13 protein-coding genes and 1 pseudogene are annotated in these 20,183 nt (G+C 61.9%); 3 read left to right on the forward strand and 11 right to left on the reverse strand.

Translation table 11 applies throughout. The features are described 5' to 3' along the window. Positions 1 to 244 precede the first annotated feature (244 nt). From ACKI1H_RS18255 to ACKI1H_RS18270, 4 genes and pseudogenes are all read right to left on the reverse strand, one after another. Positions 245 to 1,139 (reverse strand): annotated as a pseudogene (locus ACKI1H_RS18255) (serine hydrolase domain-containing protein). Between the two features lie 244 nt (positions 1,140 to 1,383). Then, complete coding sequence (locus ACKI1H_RS18260) at positions 1,384 to 2,022, reverse strand: SDR family oxidoreductase (protein ID WP_440465843.1); 639 nt, start codon at positions 2,020 to 2,022, stop codon at positions 1,384 to 1,386. Between the two features lie 30 nt (positions 2,023 to 2,052). Continuing rightward, the gene (locus ACKI1H_RS18265; protein ID WP_440465844.1) at positions 2,053 to 2,982 is read right to left on the reverse strand and encodes an alpha/beta hydrolase; all 930 of its coding nucleotides are present in this window, start codon (positions 2,980 to 2,982) and stop codon (positions 2,053 to 2,055) included. Positions 2,983 to 3,009: 27 nt separating this feature from the next. Beyond that, positions 3,010 to 3,924 carry an alpha/beta hydrolase gene (locus tag ACKI1H_RS18270; RefSeq protein ID WP_440465845.1) on the reverse strand — a complete coding sequence of 305 codons (915 nt, stop codon included), beginning with the start codon at positions 3,922 to 3,924 and terminating at the stop codon, positions 3,010 to 3,012. Between the two features lie 117 nt (positions 3,925 to 4,041). Between ACKI1H_RS18270 and ACKI1H_RS18275 the strand changes: the two genes are divergently transcribed. Next, positions 4,042 to 4,962, forward strand: a complete 921-nt coding sequence (locus ACKI1H_RS18275; RefSeq protein WP_440465846.1) for a LysR family transcriptional regulator — start codon at positions 4,042 to 4,044, stop codon at positions 4,960 to 4,962. A 179-nt stretch (positions 4,963 to 5,141) separates the two neighbouring features. Here ACKI1H_RS18275 and ACKI1H_RS18280 read toward each other — a convergent pair whose 3' ends face one another. The 5 genes from ACKI1H_RS18280 to ACKI1H_RS18300 all read right to left on the reverse strand — a co-directional run bounded on the left by ACKI1H_RS18280 (position 5,142) and on the right by ACKI1H_RS18300 (position 11,914). Then, positions 5,142 to 6,707, reverse strand: coding sequence for an aldehyde dehydrogenase family protein (locus ACKI1H_RS18280; protein WP_440465847.1), 1,566 nt, complete (start codon positions 6,705 to 6,707; stop codon positions 5,142 to 5,144). A 28-nt stretch (positions 6,708 to 6,735) separates the two neighbouring features. Continuing rightward, the gene (locus tag ACKI1H_RS18285; protein WP_440465848.1) at positions 6,736 to 8,037 is read right to left on the reverse strand and encodes an NAD(P)/FAD-dependent oxidoreductase; all 1,302 of its coding nucleotides are present in this window, start codon (positions 8,035 to 8,037) and stop codon (positions 6,736 to 6,738) included. A gap of 14 nt (positions 8,038 to 8,051) precedes the next feature. Continuing rightward, a complete protein-coding gene (locus tag ACKI1H_RS18290; RefSeq protein ID WP_440465849.1) occupies positions 8,052 to 9,389 on the reverse strand; it encodes an aspartate aminotransferase family protein in 1,338 nt (445 codons plus the stop codon). A 56-nt stretch (positions 9,390 to 9,445) separates the two neighbouring features. Next, positions 9,446 to 10,864, reverse strand: coding sequence for an amino acid permease (locus ACKI1H_RS18295; protein WP_440465850.1), 1,419 nt, complete (start codon positions 10,862 to 10,864; stop codon positions 9,446 to 9,448). A gap of 177 nt (positions 10,865 to 11,041) precedes the next feature. After that, positions 11,042 to 11,914 carry a MurR/RpiR family transcriptional regulator gene (locus ACKI1H_RS18300; protein WP_440465851.1) on the reverse strand — a complete coding sequence of 291 codons (873 nt, stop codon included), beginning with the start codon at positions 11,912 to 11,914 and terminating at the stop codon, positions 11,042 to 11,044. 385 nt (positions 11,915 to 12,299) lie between these two features. Here ACKI1H_RS18300 and ACKI1H_RS18305 point away from each other — a divergent pair, with 385 nt between their 5' ends. Continuing rightward, positions 12,300 to 12,428: a hypothetical protein gene (locus ACKI1H_RS18305; protein ID WP_440465852.1), complete on the forward strand. Its 129-nt coding sequence runs from the start codon at positions 12,300 to 12,302 to the stop codon at positions 12,426 to 12,428. Positions 12,429 to 12,839: 411 nt separating this feature from the next. Here ACKI1H_RS18305 and ACKI1H_RS18310 read toward each other — a convergent pair whose 3' ends face one another. Beyond that, positions 12,840 to 13,085 (reverse strand): hypothetical protein, encoded by a 246-nt coding sequence (locus ACKI1H_RS18310; RefSeq protein ID WP_440465853.1) that lies wholly within the window; start codon positions 13,083 to 13,085, stop codon positions 12,840 to 12,842. 22 nt (positions 13,086 to 13,107) lie between these two features. Here ACKI1H_RS18310 and ACKI1H_RS18315 point away from each other — a divergent pair, with 22 nt between their 5' ends. Next, a complete protein-coding gene (locus tag ACKI1H_RS18315) occupies positions 13,108 to 18,333 on the forward strand; it encodes an autotransporter domain-containing protein (RefSeq protein ID WP_440465854.1) in 5,226 nt (1,741 codons plus the stop codon). A 313-nt stretch (positions 18,334 to 18,646) separates the two neighbouring features. On the opposite strand, the gene ACKI1H_RS18320 is transcribed toward ACKI1H_RS18315, so the two are convergent. Then, positions 18,647 to 20,083: an IS1182 family transposase gene (locus ACKI1H_RS18320; RefSeq protein WP_440465640.1), complete on the reverse strand. Its 1,437-nt coding sequence runs from the start codon at positions 20,081 to 20,083 to the stop codon at positions 18,647 to 18,649. Between the last annotated feature and the right edge of the window lie 100 nt (positions 20,084 to 20,183).

A 20,183-nucleotide genomic window follows, 5' to 3' on the forward strand; every position in this document is an offset into this window, starting at 1 on the left:
GGCCTGGCAGGCCGACCAAGGCGTGCGGGTACCTTTCCTCGCACCACCTGGGCGGATGTCGAAACTGCTCGGGATATCATGTTCCATGTCGCTTCTGTGGGAGAGAAGGACGCCAAAGTTGAGCGCGCGTTGGCGAACATCGCGCCACGTCTTCAAGGGGTTCGAAGACGGGTGGTTCACTGTTGGCTAACGACCCAGGGAGGACATTGCGCAGAGAAGGCGCTCCGAGCAGGCTGGTGCAGCTTCAGCGTCTGGCTTCCAGTGCCTGTCGTATCCTTTGCACAAGCTGCTTTTCGAGAGCTGCCTCATCCGCCCCCATCGCGTGCATGGCACAGCAGGCGGTGGAGTCGCCAACGGCACATCGATAGACCGCAATAACGCTTCCTGGCCCGCACCCGGTATGCCCAGCCAACGTCAGATCACCCTCTATGCCTCCTCGCATCAGGCCCAGCGCATACCCAGGCGCTACCCAGGGCCGGCCTGCCATCGGGCCGCCCAGTACTCGCGTCGCCTGCATTTCCTGAAGCAGGTTGGCGGGCAGGAGATCTCCTGCAAGCACACCATCAAGCAGCCGGGCAGCCTGCGAGACAGGGCCAATCAGCAGTCCGTGATAGACCCAGCCGGGGTCGTAATTCAACGAACTGCCCAGGCACGCTCCACTCAGTTCAGTTCGCTCCATTGCCAAGCGAGCCGTCGATATGCCCAGCGGGCGGGCCCAGGACTTGTTGCCGGAGAGCCTCTGAGAGCGGCAAATCGGCAGCACGCTCGATGATTTGGGCTACCAGCATGAAACCAACATTCGAGTAGCGCCAACCCGTTCCGGGGCTGTATCGGAGGCGGTGGCCATCCAGGCGCCGCATCATTTCGTCTGCGGGCCATGCTGGTTCATGGTTGGCTACGGCGGCGTGGTACTCGGCCAGTTCGCCATAGTCCGCAAGGCCTGCTTCGTGACGCAAAAGCTGGCGCAGAGTGAAGGCACCTTCGGGAAGCAACGCATCCAGATCGAGCCTACCGTCGCGCACCAATGTCAGAGCAGTCGCGGCCAAAACCGTTTTCGTGAAACTCCACCAGGGCACCAGGGGGTCGTCCTGCAAGGGCGGTGTTGTTGATCGGCCGTTGATAAGGGTAGAGCTCAGCATCAAATACTCGCGCAGGAATGACAGGTCAGTTTTGAGGATGGGACGACAACTTAGCCCATTTCCACGGCGCCCCCCACTTGATGTGTTCCGATACGGGGCATTCCACGCCAAAGACCGCTTCTGGCCGATGACTGCCCCCTGGTGAGAGGCGGCTACAGACCCATAGCGGACGTTCAGGTACGACGCCGATCCGGCCTCAATGGCGTCCCCGCCACTTGGCTGGCGGGAATGCTTCAGTCAGGGACTACATGAAGTAAGGCTTGTCGCCCTCGCTCCCGGGTTTATTCACGCCCAGACTCGCACCCACATGCAGGCCGGGGGTCCGGATCAGATGGATGACCAGGTCGCCCACGCTCCTGCGCGACACCACCGTGCCTTTGAACGGTTCATCCTTGCCGGTGGTTTCGTAGTCCACTTCGTCCTCGTCGGTCAGCCACGCTGGGCGCAGGATGGTGAATTCCAGCCCTGAGGCTTCGATGGCATCGGCTGCGCGCCGGTAGTACTTGAGCGGCTCGCTGATGACTTCGTGATTCCACTGGCCAAACTTGCCAGGGATTTCGTCGTAGATGCCCAGTGAAAGGACAAAGATCAGGCGCTTGACGTGACTGGTCTGCATGGCATCGATCACGCTGTTTGCCTGCTCCTCCAGATCGTCGCCGCTGAGGTTCCCATAGACGATGTCCTGGCCTGCCATGACCTCGCGCAGCAATTCCTGATCCAGCACGTTGCCGATAACCACTCGAGCATTTTCAGGCTCTGCTCCGGAAAGCTTCCTGGGGTCGCGCAGCAGTAAGGTCTGCTGCACTCCGCTCAGTTGCCCAAGCCCTCGTACGACCCACGAAGCGATCTGCCCAGTGGCGCCGAGGATGAGTACATTTTTCATGAGGCGCTCCGCGTCTGCGATTTGCGTGGACTACAGGTATTCCTTGAAGAAGGGCGCGACCTGAGCCATGGCCAGGGCCACAGGTTCTGGCTTGTCGTACAGGTCATAGTGCGACCAGCCTTCGGCGACGAAAATCTGCTTGGCAGCCGATGCTGCCCGGCCATAGATCTCCCAGCCGTCGCGGTAGGCGCCAAAGGCACCGGGCTTGTCACCAATCACCACCAGCAGCGGTTGGGTCAGTAGCGTTTCGGCATGGGCGAATGCATCCCAGGCCATCGCTGCACTGTTGAAGGAGAACAGGCCACTGGTGGCCCCATTGGGTTGCTGGCCGCGTGCGGACTTGTAGTACTCGGTGGCCTCCAGTACGTCGATGTCTGTCAGGCCGGCCTGTTTCCCGGCTTCCACCGACTCCGGCAGGTAGTCGATCACATGGCGTGGCGCGCCCTGGGCTTCGGCGGTGCGCTGGGCGGCCATCGCTTTCAGGGCGCCGAGCGGATCGAACTGGCTGAAACCTTCGCGGATCAGCCGCCCGAAGTTGACACCGGTAATCGAGACTAGGGCTTTGATGCGGTGATCAGTGATCGCTGCGTTGATGGTGTAGGCACCACCACCGCAGATGCCGATGGCGCCAATGCGTTGCGCATCCACATAGGGCTGGGCGACCAGGAAGTCGATAGCGAAGCGGATATCGGAAACGCGGATGGCCGGGTCTTCGATGAAGCGTGGTTCGCCACCACTGGCGCCCTGGAAGCTGGCATCGAAGGCGAGTACGACGAAGCCCTGTTCGGCCAGTTGCTGGCCGTAGACGTTGCCCGAGGTCTGCTCCTTGCAGCTGCCAATGGGGTGGGTGCTGACAATCGTGGGGTATTTCTTGCTCTCATCGAAACCCGGCGGCAGGTACAGGTTGGCGGCCGAGTCCCAGCCCAGGTTGCGGTAGGTGACGTGCTGGATGGTGGTCATGCTGCGTGCTCCGAACAAGGGAATGGCTTACAGGCGGCTCTGGAAAAATCCGGCCAGCACCGACATGGCTTCGTCGACATAGGGTTGCTTGTCATAGAGCGACATGTGGTTGGCGCCCTCGATCAGGTGCAGGTGCTTGTCGCTGGAGGCCGCACGGGCGAGCAGGTCATCGCTCATCCATTTGCTGCCGGCCTGGGTGCCCGCGACGATCTGCAACGGTTGGGTCAGGAAGGCCTCGGCCTTGTGGTAGGCGTCGTAGGTGATGATCTGCGGCAGGCTGCGGGCGGTCATGAAGCCCGGTGCATTGGGGTGTTCGCAGCGCGGGGTGTGGTAGTACTCCCAGGCTTCGCGCAGTTCTTCGTTGGGGGCATCTTCTTCGCGCATCGGTGCCAGGGGCAGGGTGGCCAGCTCCTTGCCTTGTGCATCTTGGGTGCGGGCCTGGGAACCGTGCTCGATGTACGGCAGGGCCTCGGCATCCTTGATGGTGTTCTCCCAGCCATTGCGGAACATCTGGCCGATGTTCACGGCGCTGACCGTACCAACTGCCTTGATGCGGCGGTCATTGATCGCAGCGTTGGCGGTGTAACCGGCGCCTGCGCAGATGCCCATCGCGCCGATTCGGTTGGTATCGACGTACGGAAGAGTCGTCAGGTAGTCGATCACGGCACTGATGTCTTCGGTACGGATGTAGGGGTTCTCCAGCTGGCGCGGCATGCCGGTGCTTTCACCCTGGAAGGACGCATCGAAGGCGATTGCCAGGAAGCCCTGTTCGGCCAGCTTGCGAGCATACAAGCCGGAGGCCTGCTCCTTGACGCCGCCACCGGGGTGGGCGACGACGATGGCGGGGTACGGTTTGTTCTGGTCGAAACCGGCCGGCAGATGGAGATCAGCGGCGAGCGTGATGCCATGACCATCGAGGGTTTGAATGCGGATGTGTTGCATGAGCCTGGCTCCTGGGAGTGAGCAACAGGGCGTTGCTCGATGGATTCATGCTAGGCCCAGTTTTGTTTTGGAAAAACGTGCCAAAATCGACATGACTCGTAAGCAAGGCTAAACAATATGTCGATCAATCCTGCGCTGCTTCCCGGCCTGGCCTGGTTCGTCCACATCGCCCGCCATCGCAGTTTCACCAAGGCCGCGACGGAGATGGAAATTTCCCGGGCGGCACTCTCACAGCACCTCAAAGGTCTTGAGCAGCAGCTCAATGTCCGGTTGTTGCATCGCACGACACGGGACATGTCACTGACCGAAGAAGGCCGGCGCCTGTTCGAGGCGGTAGCGCCCGCGTTGAAGATGATCGACACAGCCGTTGCCGAGCTCAGTGAAGTGACGTCTGCGCCAACGGGTCTGATTCGAGTCAACTCCTCTCGCATCGCCGCACGGACATTGCTGGAGCCCCACCTGGGGGAATTCCTTTCCCGCTATCCCGGATTGCGGCTGGAACTGGTACTCAACGATGGCTTCGCCAACATCATTGCCGACGGAGCCGATGTAGGGGTTCGGCTGGGCGAGAGCCTGGACGAACACATGGTGGCCGTGCCGATCACGCCGCGAATCGAGATGGCGATCGTCGGATCACCAGCGTATTTCAAGCGCCATGGCATCCCGCAGACACCGGCCGATCTGGTGCAGCACAATTGCCTCGCCTACCGCTTCACCAGCAGCGGGACGCTGGATCGCTGGGCTTTTACGTCGCCGGAGGACGAGGCAATCACTCAGGTGTTCGAGCCAAGGGGCAGCGTCGTCTTCAACGACGACGAGAGCATGCTCAAGGCCGCCGTCCAGGGCGTCGGGCTGATCAAGTACCTGGACGTCTGCGTCCGCGAGCAACTGGCATCCGGAGAACTGGTGCGCGTGCTGCAGCCCTGGTGCCAGTCCTTCCCCGGCTTCTACCTGTATGCCCCCACGCGCGCCCAGATGCCAGCCAAGGTGCGGGCGCTGATCGACTTCCTCGTAGAAAAGCGTGGGACCATGGGCTGAATAGGATGGGGTTGCTCAATGTCCGCTCCTGGCCGATAGCTGCCGTTGGTCAGAGGCAGTATCGAGTCAGTTACGGGTGCCGATTACGCAGTGGTGCGCAGTGCTCGAAAGTCTAAAACAGTCCAGAAATGAAAACGCCCCGGCAGAAACCGGGGCGATCCTGGGTGCGAAGGGAGGGCTTAACGAAGAATCGTGCGGCTCTGCTCGCGCATGTACTGAGGCAGATAGTTAGGGCCCAGGCCACCTTTGTGGCTCATCCCCGATCCCTTCCAGCCGCAGAAGCTCTGTACGCCCGGCCAGGCGCCGGTGGTAGCACCGCTGGGACGGTTTGCGTAGAGAGCGCCGGCTTCTGCATGTTCCAGGAAGTACTGCAGCTCAGCTTCGTCGGTGGTGTAGACGCCAGCCGCGAGCCCGTAGTTAACCGCATTGCCTTCTACCAGTGCCGCTTCCAGGCCATCTACCGAACGGATTGCTACGAACGGGGCGAACAGCTCTACACGAACCAGGGGATGGTCTTTAGGCAGCTCTACCACTGCGGGAACCACGTAATGGCCTTGGGCATAAGGTGCGCTCTCCACACGGGTACCGCCGTACAGCACGGCGCCATCGCGTCGCGCAGTCTGAACTGCGTCGAGGAAACGCTCGATGGCTGCCGAATCGTAGAGCGGGCCCATCCATGCATCGCGAGTCTGCGGATCGCCGATGGCGACCTGGTTGGCTTCAGCGATCAGTGCCTGGACAAATTCGTCTTTCACCTTGCTGTCGACGTAGACCACTGAGCAGGCGCTGCACTTCTGGCCCTGTAGGCCGAACGCCGAGCGCGCCACGCCACGAGCTGCGTGTTGCAAGTTCGCACTGGCACAGACGTAGGCGGGGTTCTTGCCACCCATCTCGGCGATCAGCGGCTTGGAGTAGGGCGCTTTGGCCAGCTCACGATGAATCGCCATGCCGGTGGCGTAGGAGCCGGTGAAGGCGATGCCATCGATCTCGGGATGGGCGACCAGTGCCTTGCCGCATTCGTCGTGGCCGGCGAGCAGATGAATCAGATGCCCCAGGCCCGCTTCACGCAGAGTGTCGACCAGCAGGTTGGCGGTGATACCGCAGTTGGGCGAGGGCTTGAACACCACGGTGTTGCCGCCTAGCAGGGCGCCGGTGACCAGGTTTACAGACAACACCAGCGGGAAGTTGAACGGCGCGATCACCCCGAACACACCGATCGGGCGCAGACGGGTGCTGGTTTCCTCGGTGGGGAATTCGCGGCGCAGGGGCTGCAGGTAGCCGTTGTTACGCTCGTACTCGCCACAGTAATACTCGACCATATCGAGGACTTCGTCGGCTTCGCCCAGTGCTTCGATACGCGATTTACCGATCTCCAGCAGGCAGGCGATGGCGATGTCGTACTTGCGGCGACGCAGCACTTCCACCCAGCCTTGGAGGGCTTTTACTCGCTCCTGCCAGGGAGTGTGTCCCCAGGTCTTGAACTGCTTGCGAGCGGCCTGGACCGCGCGGTCAACGGCAATGGTGTCGGCGGATACGAAGGTACCCAGCAGTGTCTCGTTGTCGATCGGGCTGAAAGCCGAGTACTGGGTGCCTTGTTCGCTTGCTTGGCCATCGATCAGATTGGGCCAGTGACGGCCCAGCCATTTGGCGCGAAACGCCGGGATTTCCTTGTCCAGAAACTCATGCAGCGCTGAAAGGTCTTCGCCCTGAGTGGCGTAAGTGACGCGCGGGAATTGGGTTGTCATTGGAATACTCCGTTGGTCAAAAGAGGGCTCACGCAAGAGCACCGGCAGGTGTGCGTCGATCGAGGAAGCGGTAGTAGCCGAACACAGCCGGCAGGAACCACGGCTTCTCGCTGTAGAGGGGAAGGCTGGGGAAGCTGCGATCACGGAAGACCGTGAAGGCGTCCGTGCGACCGAGAATGCCGGCGGCGATCTTCCCGCCCAGGTAGGTGCCCATCGGCACACCTACGAAGCAGTAGCCCAGCGAGTAGTGGATGCCCTGATGAGTGCCCAGGTGCGGGTACAGATCAAAGGTTCCGCTGCAGCGGCCAGTCCAGGAATGCTCGATGGCTACCTGGCCCAGGTCCGGTAGCAGGCGGCACAGCAACGCGCGCAAGCGCTCGCCCTTCTTCTCAGGAGTATCGGGCTGCTCGCCCGTGAGGGCGCCGAACAGCAGGCGGGTGCCATCCGGCGATTGGCGCACGAAGAACGGGTTGTGGTTGGTGTCGATGCATACCCGACCATTGGGGATTATTCGCTTCACCAACTGCGGGGACAGGGCCTCGGTGGAGATCATGTGTGCGTCGAATGGGATGATGCGACGACGCAGCCAGGGGAGCAGAGAGTCGGTGTAGCCATTGGTAGCCACGACCACATCCCTGGCCCTGATTTCGCCACGCGATGTCTCCACTCGTACCTGGCTATCGCCTTGCGGTTGAAGGTTGCTGACGTGGGTATTGGGGATCACCGTCGCGCCTGATTTCAGTGCGCTGGCGAGAAGCCCTGCGTGGTACTTGCCAGGGTGCAGTCCACCCAGGTCGGGCAGCAGGGCTCCACCTTGATAAATGTCCGTGGCGAGTTCGTCACGGACTCGTTCACGGGGAATCATCTCGAACTCGAAACCCAGGTGCCGACGCTGGGTATCCAGGTCATTCGCCAGGGCTTCATAGGCTGCTGCCGTTGGGGCTGGCATGAAGCGACCGATCATCTGAAGATCACAGTCGATCGATTCGCTCTGCACCATGTGGCGTACGGAGTCCACGGACTGCTGCAGTTCCCGGTGCAACTGGATGGCATAGTCCTGGCCGTGCTTGCGTTCAAGGTCGCCGAAGCTGTGCTTGAAGGAGCGCGATATGTATCCGGCATTACGAGTGCTGGCACCGCTGCCGATCTCTCCGGCATCGACGATAGTCACGCTGCGTCCCGCTCGAAGAAGGGGGATGGCTGCGCACATGGCCGTGATGCCGGCGCCCACGATCACCACGTCGCTGTAGTTCGGCAACTGCTCGCCGGTGACCCTGGCGAGTGGTGCTGCCTCCCACCAGTACGGGCTGCTGTTGATGGGCTGATTCATCTTGGAAGTACCTCTCAAACTGCTTGGGCCGTTTCCAGGCTCTGTACGACGTCGTGCAAGGCACCTTCGGCCGCGGCAATCACCTGATCGATGTCAGCGTCTGACATGCTGGTCGAGAGCGCCATCAGACCATAGCTGGCTGCCAGGACGCCTCGGTTGAGCAAGCCAAGATTGAAGGTGGCCAGCAGCTTGGCGGTGTCTGCGTTCTGGTAGGCGCTGCGGTAATCCACCACCGCGTTGTTAGTGAAGTGAACCTTCAGCAATGAACCGCGACCGGTGGTGCGTCCTGGAATGCCCAGGCGCTCGAAGGCGGCATCGATACCCTGGCGAACCCGATTGCCGATAGCTTCGAGACGTTCGAAAGCAGGCTTGTCGAGCAGACGCAGGCTGGCAATGCCCGCTCGCATGCTGATGGGGTTGGCGGAGAAGGTGCCGCCGTGTGGGAGCGCTGGCTTGCCCGAGGTGGGATCGAACACGGCCATCACTTCTTCACGACCACCCACGGCACCGATGGGGTAACCGCCACCGATGATCTTGCCCAGGGTGGTGAGGTCGGGTTTCACGCCCCAGATGCCCTGGGCACCGTGGTAGCCCAGACGCAGGCTGATCACCTCGTCGAAGATAAGCAGAGTGCCGGTTTCTTTCGCTACGCGAGCCAGGCATGCCATGTACTCGGCAGTAGCCGGTACGAGGCCGGCACGGTTGGGCATCGGGTCAACGAGCACGGCGGCCAGTTGGCCGGCTTGCTCGCGGAGAAGACGCTCGGTGAGTTCGGTATTGTTAAACGGCAGCACCACCACGTCATCGAGCACACCGGTGGGAGTGCCTTTGGCATAGGGTGTGGAAGTCGGTGCCGAGTCGCCCCAGTTCGCGGGTGCGGAGTCCAGGCTCACCTCGGCGTAGTCGTAAGAGCCGTGATAGGCACCTTCGACCTTGGCGATCTTCTCTCTGCCGGTGAAGGCTCGTGCGGCCTTGAGCGCCATCATCACGGCTTCGGTACCGGAGTTGGTGAAGCGTACCTGGTCTACGCCGGCGAGGCGTTCACAGAGGATTTCGGCCAGCTCGATCTCGCTCTCTGTGGGCATGCCGAAGCAGGTGCCCAGAGCAAGTTGCTTGCGTACAGCCTCGTCCACTTTCGGGTGGCAGTAGCCATGGATCATCGCGGTGAAGTTGTTGATGCAGTCGATCCGCTCGGCGCCATCGGCATCCCAGACTCTGCAACCTTCACCGCGAACTGCATAGAGCGGGAACGGTTTCATGTAGACCGTCGTACGGGTGTTGCCCCCGGGAAGCACATGACGGGCACGCGCATAGATCTGTTGAGAGGCGGGGGCGTCATCGGGGTAGTTCATGCGTATCTCCAGCGTGAGCGAGCCGCCGCTGGGCGGCTCGCAGAATGACGGTGACGTCAGTTGGCGCGACGGGCGCGAAGGATCTGGTCGAGGTGCGCTGCCGAGCCAGAGCTGGCGGTCTTGCGCAGCTTGTAGATGGCCAGCACGACGGCAAGCAGAACGACGGAGGCGACGAACTGGGTCTGGAATTCAGGACGTAGCGCCATTGCAATGAGCATTGCGGAGATCGCTGCGATCACGGCGTAGGTAAGCCAGGGGAACAACCACATACGCAAGCTGAGCGCCTGGGGGGCTTCCCGCTCGAAGCGCGAGCGGATGCGCAGCTGTGCAGCGGCGATGAGCAGGTAGATGAACAGCATGATTGCGCCCGAGGCGTTGACCAGCCAGAGGAACACCCCCTCGGAAGAGACAATGGAGCTGAGCACTGCCACGAAGCCGATAACGCTGCTGAACAGAATGGCGCGTTGCGGTACGCGATTTGCCGACAGCTTGATCATGCCTGTGGGAGCTTCGCCCCGCTGGCCGAGACTGAACAGCACACGGGAAGCAACATACAGCCCCGAGTTCAGGCAACTGAGGACAGCAATCAGCACCACGGCATTCATCATGTCGCCGGCGTACGGAATGTTCATCAGGTCCATGGCCGCCACGAACGGTGAGTGGCCTGCTTTCAGCGTATCCCAGGGCACGACGCAGACGATCAGCAGGATCGAACCGACGTAGAAGGTCAGCACCCGCACGATGACCGAGCGGGTCATGCTGGCGACGCCGCGAGCCGGCTCGTCCGACTCTGCCGCTGCAATGGTGGCGATCTCGGCGCCGCAGATGGCGAAGATCACCATGGGTACGCCGGCGATCACTGCCTGGAAGCCGAACGGCATGAAGCCGCCATGCTCGACGATGTTGCCGAAGGTCGGGGCAGGGGAGGTGATGCCCAGCGCGTAGGAGGCAGCGACGACGATGAAGACGATGATCGCGGCGACCTTCAGCGAGGCGAACCAGTATTCGAACTCGCCGTAGGAGCGTACCGAGAGCAGATTCACCACGGTCATGGTGCTCAGCAGCACTATGCCGATGATCCATTCGGGCACGGGTATCCAGCGATGCAGCATGCCGGCGCCTACGACGACTTCCACGGCAACCACGATCACCCAGAAGTACCAGTACAGCCAGCCGGAGGTGAAGCCTGCCCAGTCGCCCAGGCCGACGCGGTTGTATTCGGTGAAGGCACCAATGCCGGGAATCGCAATAGCCATCTCGCCGAGCATGCGCATGACCAGCAGGACGACCAGTCCGGCCAGCGCGTAGCTGAGTACAGCGGCTGGGCCAATGGTGGTGATGACGGCGCTGCTGCCTACGAACAGGCCTGCGCCGATGATCCCGCCAAGCGAGATCATGGTTACGTGGCGTTGCTTGAGCGCACGACTCAGCTTGGCCTCGCCTTTATGGGCTACAGAGGGGGTGGAATCACTCATTTCCGGGGCCTCGTTGGAGTTATTGTTGGCAGATCAAGTGTTTCATTTTTTATTTTGAATGAAACATGTGTTTCATTTCGGGGCGAGCATAAGGCTCGTTGCAGGGAGCGTCAACTGGGTTTTGAAACGAATGTTGCAAACGGTCGGCGGAGTACCTTTGGGGTGCGCCGAGAGGCCTCAGCGCTCTTTCACGTAGACATTGAAATGGCGGAGCTGGGCCTCGCTGTTGGCGACCTCCTGCATGCTCGTGTCGGCACTGTTGGCGATCAGCAGGGCGGCCAGAGTCTGCGAAACCGCCAGGGCCGGTAACACGGACGGAAGCAGGGAAGGGGTGGTGTTGGGGGCTAGCAGAACACAGCTCGCCGCGGGAGCTGTGGGCGCCAAAGGACTGTCCGTGACCGTGATGATCTTTGCACCGCGCTCCGTAGCGAAAGCGATCGCCTTCAGCGAGTCCTGGGTATAGGGGTGATAACTGAACACCAGGAGTACGTCCCGTTCACTGATGCGCCGAAGCTCATCGGCAAAGGTGCCGCCGATACTCGTTACCATGGTCACGTTATCCATGAACATGCTGCAGGTGTAGTTGAAGTAGAAAGCGGCCGAGAACAGGCTGCGCAGGCCCATTACGTAAATGCGCCCAGCTTGCTGCAGGAGAAGAAGTGCGTCGGCTATGGACGGATGTCGTTCGGCTCCCAGGGTCTGGACGAGGTTATGCGACTCCGCGTCGAGCCACAGGCTCACCAGCTCTGCATTGGCGTCACCGTGCGGCCCTTGGCGAAGCGCCTTGGCTCGATCAGTCAGTGGCGAATCACGATCGGCCAGCCAGGTTCGGAAGTGCTCGCGAAAGACTTCGTAGTTGTCGAATCGCAGGTGTCTTGCGAGGCGCAGCATCGCAGCAGGTTGAACGCCAGCTTTGCGTGCCACTCCACGCATGGAGTCGAGAGCCACTTCCGTGGGGTTGCTGATGACGAATTTTGCCGCCTGCTGCAGTACTCGAGGCAGAGAGTCGAACTCCGTTTCGATCAGCTTCTCGATCTGTTGCTTGTCCATTCAGTGTCCAGGTGATTTGGCCTTGGATGGGAACTGTAATGGATTTGGATGAAACAAGTGGATCATTCATTTCTGCGCGAGCTACAGGGGCGGGTTCGCTTCCCGGCTCCCCCCTCGGCGAGAGGCAGCTACCGACCCATAGCGGACGCTCAGTGGAATCCGTTAACCCGCCCAGGGTAATCGCTGTCCCTGAGTTGACCTCCGGACGGGAGAAGTTGGTGTCGAGGTCTTTCTCGACAGGCCAATCTGATCTTTCTGAGCCGCTAATAAAGCCTGCTCACTCCCCCTGGCATTGCCGCGCAGCGGTGGTTTTGCCCAGCAACGTCCGCGAGGCGTTGAATCTTGGCCGGCCCGCATCGGCGGGCTTGAAGAAGTTCGTGAGCAATTGCGTGAAGCACTTCGTGCACAGCGCCTGGAACAATTCGCCACGCAGTACGTGGAAGAGATGTTCCATCAGTCGACCCTGAGCACCGATTGCGTGGCGCTCAACAAGGCATTCGAAGCTCAGTTTTGAGCTGGACTCTCAGCGGAGGACTCTGACTCTTCCGCTGCTATCTCACCTTCAAAATCCGGAGCCTCCCTTGAAAGGGGATGAACAGCGCTGTTCATGTGGTGGCCATTTGAAGTAAAAAGGCCACCATCAAAAAAACAATTCGCCAAGCTCAGCCTTTCTACTGCTACAGGATTTTCCAGTTCGTTAAGCGCTGGGTAGTTCTGTGCTTCAGGGATGAATTGCGAGCGACAAATGGAGCAGTGTTGTGGGCAGTCGAGCATCTTCCGTATTTCGCGTACGTCGTCACCCCCTGGCCCTCGCTGTAGCGCTTAGCGCAGCCGGTTTGATCAGCGCCGCATCCAGCCCCGATGCGCTAGCGGTCTGCTCCACTGCAGGAAGTATTCTTACCTGCAGTGGAGCAACGATTGGTAATCAGTCAGCGGCAAACTCCAACCTGACCTTCAACGTAGTGAGCGGCGCGACCATCACGCCAATAATACAGGGCACCCCGGTGGTCAGCCTCACCGGCACCGGGGTCACTGTCAACAACAGCGGGCGGATTGATCCGGCCTTGCTCGCTGGAATGTCCGCACAGACCACCGGCCTGAAAATTTCCAATGCCGCCGGCAGCACGGTGACCGTAAGGAACCTGTCCAGCGGTGTGCTAAAGGGAAGCACGACTGGACTCCCTGCAGGCCTCATGGGCAGCCTGGATGGTAATGCAGTCATCATCGAAAACGGCGCTGGCGGCTCCTCTACCCTGCAGAACTCCGGGCTGATCGGCGCCACGGCGCTGAGCAACAGTAATGTCCCGGAAGAAGATATCCCGGTAGTCGCCATGCGTGGCGGCGCCAGGAACACTGTGACCAACACCGGCACCATCACCGGCCGGGTGGCGCTGCAGGCCGTGTCCCTGGGAGGCATCGGCAACACCTTCACCAACAGCGGCACCATCAACGGGAGCGTCAACCTGGGGGCCGGCGGCCTGTCCAACAGCTTCTACGCCAGTACCGGGTCATCGGTGAACAAGGGCAACGGCGTCGCCCTCGACCTGCCGAGCATCATCAGCCTGGGCCTCACCTATGCCGCCACCGGGTTCGTCAACGGCGGTACCCTCAATAACGGCAACACCCTGTACCTGCAACTGAACCCCGACAACAGCCAGTCCAATACCGGCAGCATCAACGGCAGCAACTACGTCAACTTCAACAACCTGGTGGTCACTGGCGGTACCTGGTCGCTGACCAACCAGTTGTTCAGCGCCAGTGCCATCAGCCCGAGCGTATTGCTCAGCGGCGGCCTGCTCAATGTCGATAGTGCCGCGCTGACCGGCGCCGGTATTACCGCCAACGGCGGTGCCCTGGGGGCTGCGACCGCCGGGGCGACGGTGGCCAGTGGCATTACCCTCGGCACCAACGGTCTGACGGTCACCACCGGTACCAATGCCCTGTCGCTCGACGGCATGCTCACCGGAAGTGGTGCTCTGACCAAGACCGGTACCGGCAACCTGACTCTTGGTGGCGCCAACAACTTCACCGGCGGCACCACCCTTGCAGGCGGCACCATAACCCTCGGCAATGTCGCTGGGCTTGGCCCCCAGGGGCTCAACGTCACCGGTGCCAGCATCCTGGCGACCACGGGCGCGATGACGGTGAACAATGCCATCAACCTCAACGGCGCCAACCTCACGGTGGACAACGTCGGCGCCCTGACCCTCAGCGGACTGATCAATGGCACTGGCTCTCTGACCAAGTCCACCTCCGGCGGCGACCTGACCCTGAGCAACGCCAACAGCTTCGCCAGCGGCCTGTTCAGCAACGGCGGCAACCTGATCCTCAACGGAGCCAACTCGATCGCCGGTGGCCTGTTCGTCAACGCTGGCAACGTCACCGTGAATGCCGTGAACGATGTCAGCGGCGGCGCGTTCATCAATGGCGGCAAGCTGACCCTGGGCAATCTCGGCGACATCGGTGCAGCCACCATCACTGCCGGCGTCGGTGGCACGGGGGCCCTGGATACCAGCAGCGCACGGACCCTGACCAACCTGGTCCAGCTCAATGGCAACCTGACCCTGACCGGCACCAGCAACCTGACCCTGTCGGGGAAAGTCTCCGGTACCGGCGGGCTGAACAAGGCCGGCGCCAATACCCTCACCCTGAGCGGCGCCAACGACTTCACCGGCAACTCTACCCTTGGCGGCGGTTACCTCGTGCTGCAGAACAACACCGCCCTGGGCAGCGGCCAACTGAGCCTGACGGCCAACTCCGGCATGGATGTCAGTGGGCTCAACATCGGTAACGCGATCAACCTGTCCACTCGCAACCTGACCCTGAACAACGACACCGCCACCAGCCTTTCCGGTGCGCTCAGCGGCACCGGTACGCTGACCAAGACAGGGGCGGGCGACCTGACCCTGAGTGGTAACAGCGCTGGCCTGGCCAACACCTTCCAGCTGACCAGTGGCAAGCTGATCCTCGACAGCAACACGGCCCTGGGCAGCAGTTTCCTGCGGGCTTCCGCCAACACCTCCCTGGACACCACTGCCGCACGGACGATCGGCAACAGCGTCCAGGTGACCGGTAACCTGACCATCGACGGTAGTCACGACCTGACGCTGAACGGCAGCATTCTCGGGAGTGGCGGGCTGACCAAGAACGGTTCGGCGACCCTTGCGCTCAATGGCAGCAACAACTTCAGCGGCGGCGTGCAGCTCAATGCCGGCACCCTGCGGGTCGATGGCACTCTGGTTAATGGCAGTGTCGCTGTGCAGAGCGGCGCGACCCTGGCCGGTGGAGGCGACGTGGGTGGTGCGGTCACGATCGGCAGTGGTGGCCATCTGAGCCTCGCGAGCGGTGGCGTCCTGGGCCTGGGCTCGCTGGTACTCAACAGCGGATCGTCTGTCGACGCAGCGCTGGGCGCTCCAGTGCTGGGTGAGCCAGGCCTGGCAGATGTTGCCGGTAACCTGACCCTGGACGGCCAGCTCAATATCTCCGACGCGGGTGGGTTCGGTGCCGGCGTGTACCGCCTGTTCGATTACGGTGGAGCGCTGACCGACAACGGCCTGACGTTTGGGACGCTCGGAAGTGGGGTTCCTCTCAGCGAACTGGGACTGCAAACCAGCGTCTACGGCCAGGTCAACCTGGTAGTGGGCGGCGATTCGAATGTCCGATTCTGGGATGGCAGCCAGCTGACGGGTAATGGCATCATCGAAGGCGGCACTGGTACCTGGAACAGCGCCAATGCCAACTGGACCACCGCCAATGCAGACCTCAACGGGGCCTGGAACAACACCTTCGCGGTATTCCAGGGTGCCAGTGGCGTGGTCACCGTTGATGGCACCCAGAGCGTGACAGGCCTGCAGTTCCTGAGCGATGGCTACACCCTTGCTGGCGGTAGCTCGGGCATGCTGCAGTTGGTCAACGGTACCAATGGTACTGCTGCCGTGCGCGTCGACAGCGGCAAGGTTGCTTCGTTGGATGTCAGCCTCATTGGCGCTGGTACCCTGGCCAAACTGGACGCCGGTACTCTGCTGCTCAATGGCAACAACAGCTACACCGGCGGCACCGCCCTGAATGGCGGCACGTTGGTGCTGGGCAATGCCGGCGCCCTGGGCAGCGGCGGCCTGACCGCCGCCAACGGCACCACGCTGGACAACAGTGCGGCCTTGGCGCTGAACAATGCAGTAACCCTCAATGGCGAACTGACCCTGGCCGGCAGCCACGACCTGACCCTGAACGGCAACGTGGGCGGGAATGGCTCGCTGGCCAAGAACGGCAGCAGCGCACTGGCACTCAACGGCGCCAACACCTATAGCGGCGGCACCCTGCTCAATGGCGGCACGCTGGTGCTGGGCAACGCAGGCGCCCTGGGTAGTGGCAGCCTGACCGCAGCCGCAGGCACCACGCTGGACAGCAGTGCGGCACTCACGCTGAACAATGCCGTCACCCTCGCCGGTGAACTGACCCTCGCCGGCAGCAATGACCTGAACTTGGCCGGCGTCATCAGCGGTGCCGGTTCGCTGACCAAACAGGGCGCCAGCAACCTGACCCTGAGCGGTGACAATACCTTCAGCGGGGCTCTCAACATCCTCGACGGCGGCCTGACCCTGAGCGGCGACAATGCCCTGGGCAATGCCAGCCTGAACGTCAGCGATGCCGCTGCGGTCGGTGTCAGTGGCACCACCGTGCTGGGTGCCTTGAGCGGTGAGGGCGACCTGGCCCTTGCAGCGGGCAGCGAACTGCAGGTGGGCAGCAACAACACCAACAGCGTCTACGATGGCAACCTCAACGGCGCCGGCAGCCTGAGCAAGACCGGCAGCGGCAAACTGGTGCTCAACGGCCAGTCCAGCATCACCGGTGGAACCCAGGTCAATGCCGGCAGCCTGATCATCGGCGGTGCCAGCGGCAGCACGGCGAGCCTGGCCAGCGATGTGCAGGTCGCCAACGGCGCTTTGCTGGGTGGCCATGGCACCCTCGTTGGCCGCCTTGACGTCGCCAGCGGCGCCACGCTCAATCCGGGCAACTCCATCGGCACGCTGCACGTCGACGGCGACGTCAACCTGGCCGCCGGCTCCACCTTGCAGATCGAAGCCAACCCTGACGGCAGCTCGGACAAGCTGATCTCGACCAGCACCGTCACCCTCGCCGGCGCCAACCTCCAGGTACTCGCCGGGGCGGGCGATTGGGCACCCAGCACCACCTACGGCATCGTCCAGGCTGCCGCGCTCAACGGCACCTTCGCCACTGTCAGCAGCAACCTGGCATTCCTCACCCCGGAACTGGCCTACAGTGCGAGTGGCGTAGAACTGACCCTGGAGCGCAACGGCGTCAGCTTCATCTCGGCGGGTCGTACCTACAATCAGCGCACGATCGCTGCCAACATCGAATCGCTGGGCACCGGCACGTTGTACAACGCCATCAGCGTACTCTCCGCCGAGCAAGCTCAGACTGCCTACGACAGCCTCTCCGGCGAACTGCATGCCAGCACCCAGGGCGCGCTGTTCGACGACAGCCGCTACGTGCGCGACGCCATTGGCCAGCGCCTGCGCGCGGCCCAGGGGCAAGCCTCCACCGACGCCATCCTGCACACCGATGCCGACAGCGGCATGACCTTCTGGCTGCAAGGCTATGGCGGCTGGGGCGACACCAGCGGCAACAGCAACACCGCGCGCCTGGATCACGACAGCCGCGGCACCCTGCTGGGCATCGACCTGCCGGTTGGTGACAACTGGCGCATGGGCATGGCGGTCGGTTACGGCAGCAGCAACCTGGACGTAGATGCCCGCAGCTCCTCAGCCGACATCGACAGCACCTCGCTGAGCCTGTTCGCCGCCGGTCAATGGGACGCCATCAACCTGCGCCTGGGCGCGTCGCAGGCGTGGAATGACATCGACAGCAGCCGCCACGTCCAGGCCGGCGGCCTCGCCGAGCACGACAAGGCGAGCTACGACGCCAACACCACGCAGGTCTTCGGCGAACTGGGCTACGCCATCGCCGCCGGCGACTTCACCCTGGAACCCTTCGCCGGCCTGGCGCACGTCAAGGTCGACAGCGACAGCTTCAAGGAACACGGCGGCAGCAGCGCCCTGCACGGCGACAGCGAGAAGGACGAAGTGACCTACGGCAGCCTCGGCCTGCACGCCTCGACGGCGCTGACCACCCTGGGCTCGGTGCCGCTCGCGCTGCAAGGCACACTCGGCTGGCAACACACGTTCGACGACCTCGACCCCAAGCGCCAGCTGTCATTTGCCGGTGGCGATTCCTTCACCGTCAAAGGCACACCGCTGGCGCAGGACACCGCCCTGGCGCAACTGGGCGTGACCGCGCAGGTCGCCAGCGGCACCACCGTGGGCCTGGGTTACTCCGGGCAGTTCGGCGACGGCTACAAGGACAACGGCATTCGATTGGGGCTGAATGTGAGCTTCTGAGTGAACCGGCTCTGACTTGTACTCTTTGAGTTCTTGGACGCTCTCGTCTTGGTAGGAGAGCGTCCACATTTTGTCAGCATGTGTCGCATGACTTGGTTAAGAGGGCACGGGGCAGCCTTGTCTCCAAGCGATAGTCCGCTACCGACCCAGGCTGTGTGAAAACGTCGAAGTACTTACATCAGAACCGCATTTGGAATTGGGCCCCGAAGGAGCGTGCGACTGGATCGACCACAGGCTGTTAGCCGCTGCCAGTACCTGCTGAGGCGATCTGCAGCGGTTTTTGTGGTGGAGAGACGCCGGAAAATGGCCGGCCTCAGGCCCGCATTGCCTCCATTGCACCGGTGACGCCAAAGATGCTCATCAGCCGCTTGAGGTTGTAGGCCAGCACATGCAGGCTCATTTCCGTGCTGACTCGGGGGAGTGTTCGGGTCAGGAAGTGCGTCGCGCCCATCCAATGTTTGAGCGTGCCAAACGGGTGCTCCACGGTCTGGCGGCGCACGCTCATCATCTCGGGTTCGCGATCCAGCCGCTGCTGCATGGCCTCCAGCACCGCCTCGTGCCGCCAGCGTTTGAGTCGGCGATAACTGCTCGTGGTGCAGCTGCTGCGTATCGGGCAGCTCGGGCAGGCAGAACTCCAGTAAGCATCCAACTCGAGGCCATCTTCCACCGTCGAGAAGCGCTTGATTGCACGCTGCCCAGCAGGACATTGGTACTCATCATCAGCGGCTATGTAGACGAAGTCCTGTTTACCAAAACGCCCTTCAGCCTTGCTGCTGGAGGTCATCGGCTTGGGCACGAAGGGAGTAATGCCCGCCTGCTCGCACGCGAGGATTTCCACCCCGCTGAAGTAGCCTCGATCGGCAACAACACTAAGTCTTTCAGACCCGGTGGCCTCTCGAGCCTGCTCGGCCATCGAGGCGAGCGCCGCACGGTCATGGCCGACGTTGGTGACTTCGTGCGCAACGATCAGGTGGTGCTGGGTATCGACCGCAGTCTGCACGTTGTAGCCGACTACGCCGGTGCCTTTGCCGCTGGTAGCCATGGAGCGTGCATCCGGATCGGTGAGCGAGACTTGCCCATCCGGTGCTTCACGTAGCTGCTGCTCCATCTCCTTGAGCGCCTGCATCTGCTGGCGGAGTTTCTCGATTTTGTCCTGGAGGCGACTGGCCTTGGCTTCGGCGACATCGGATTGAGTTCGGTCGGCGGTGTCCATCGCTGCCAGATAGCGGTCGATGCTTTTTTCAATCTGCTCCATCCGGGCGCGCAACTTGCCGTGGGTGAAGTTGCGATCACGGTTGTTGACCGCTTTGAATTTGCTGCCGTCGATAGCCACGAGCGACTGGGAGAACAAATCGAGTTGGCGACACAGCACGACGAACTGCCGGCAGACATTGCGAATGGCTTTGCCGTTGTCGCGCCGGAAGTCGGCAATGGTTTTGAAGTCCGGAGCCAGTCGCCCAGTCAGCCACATCAGCTCGAGGTTGCGCTGGCATTCGCGCTCCAGGCGACGGCTGGATTGAATGCGGTTGAGGTAACCGTAGATGTAGACCTTCAGCAGTACGGCGGGGTGATAGGACGGTCGCCCAGTTACGGCAGGAGTGACCCCATCGAACTCCAGGGCCACCAGATCGAGTTGCTCGACGAAGGCTTCGACCACGCGGATCGGGTTGTCTTCGGCGACGAAGTCATCCAGGCATTCGGGAAGCAAGCTGACTTGTGCCCGGCTCGTCTCTTCGATGAATCGCTTCATACGCCGCCCCGCTGAGGTTGCTCCAGCAACTCTAGGCGAGGACGACGTTTTCACACAGCCTGGACCCATAGCGGACATATGTTCGCGTCAGCCCTCCAGA

Source organism: Pseudomonas sp. YH-1, assembly GCF_051990045.1.
GTDB classification, from domain to species: Bacteria; Pseudomonadota; Gammaproteobacteria; order Pseudomonadales; family Pseudomonadaceae; genus Pseudomonas; species Pseudomonas nicosulfuronedens.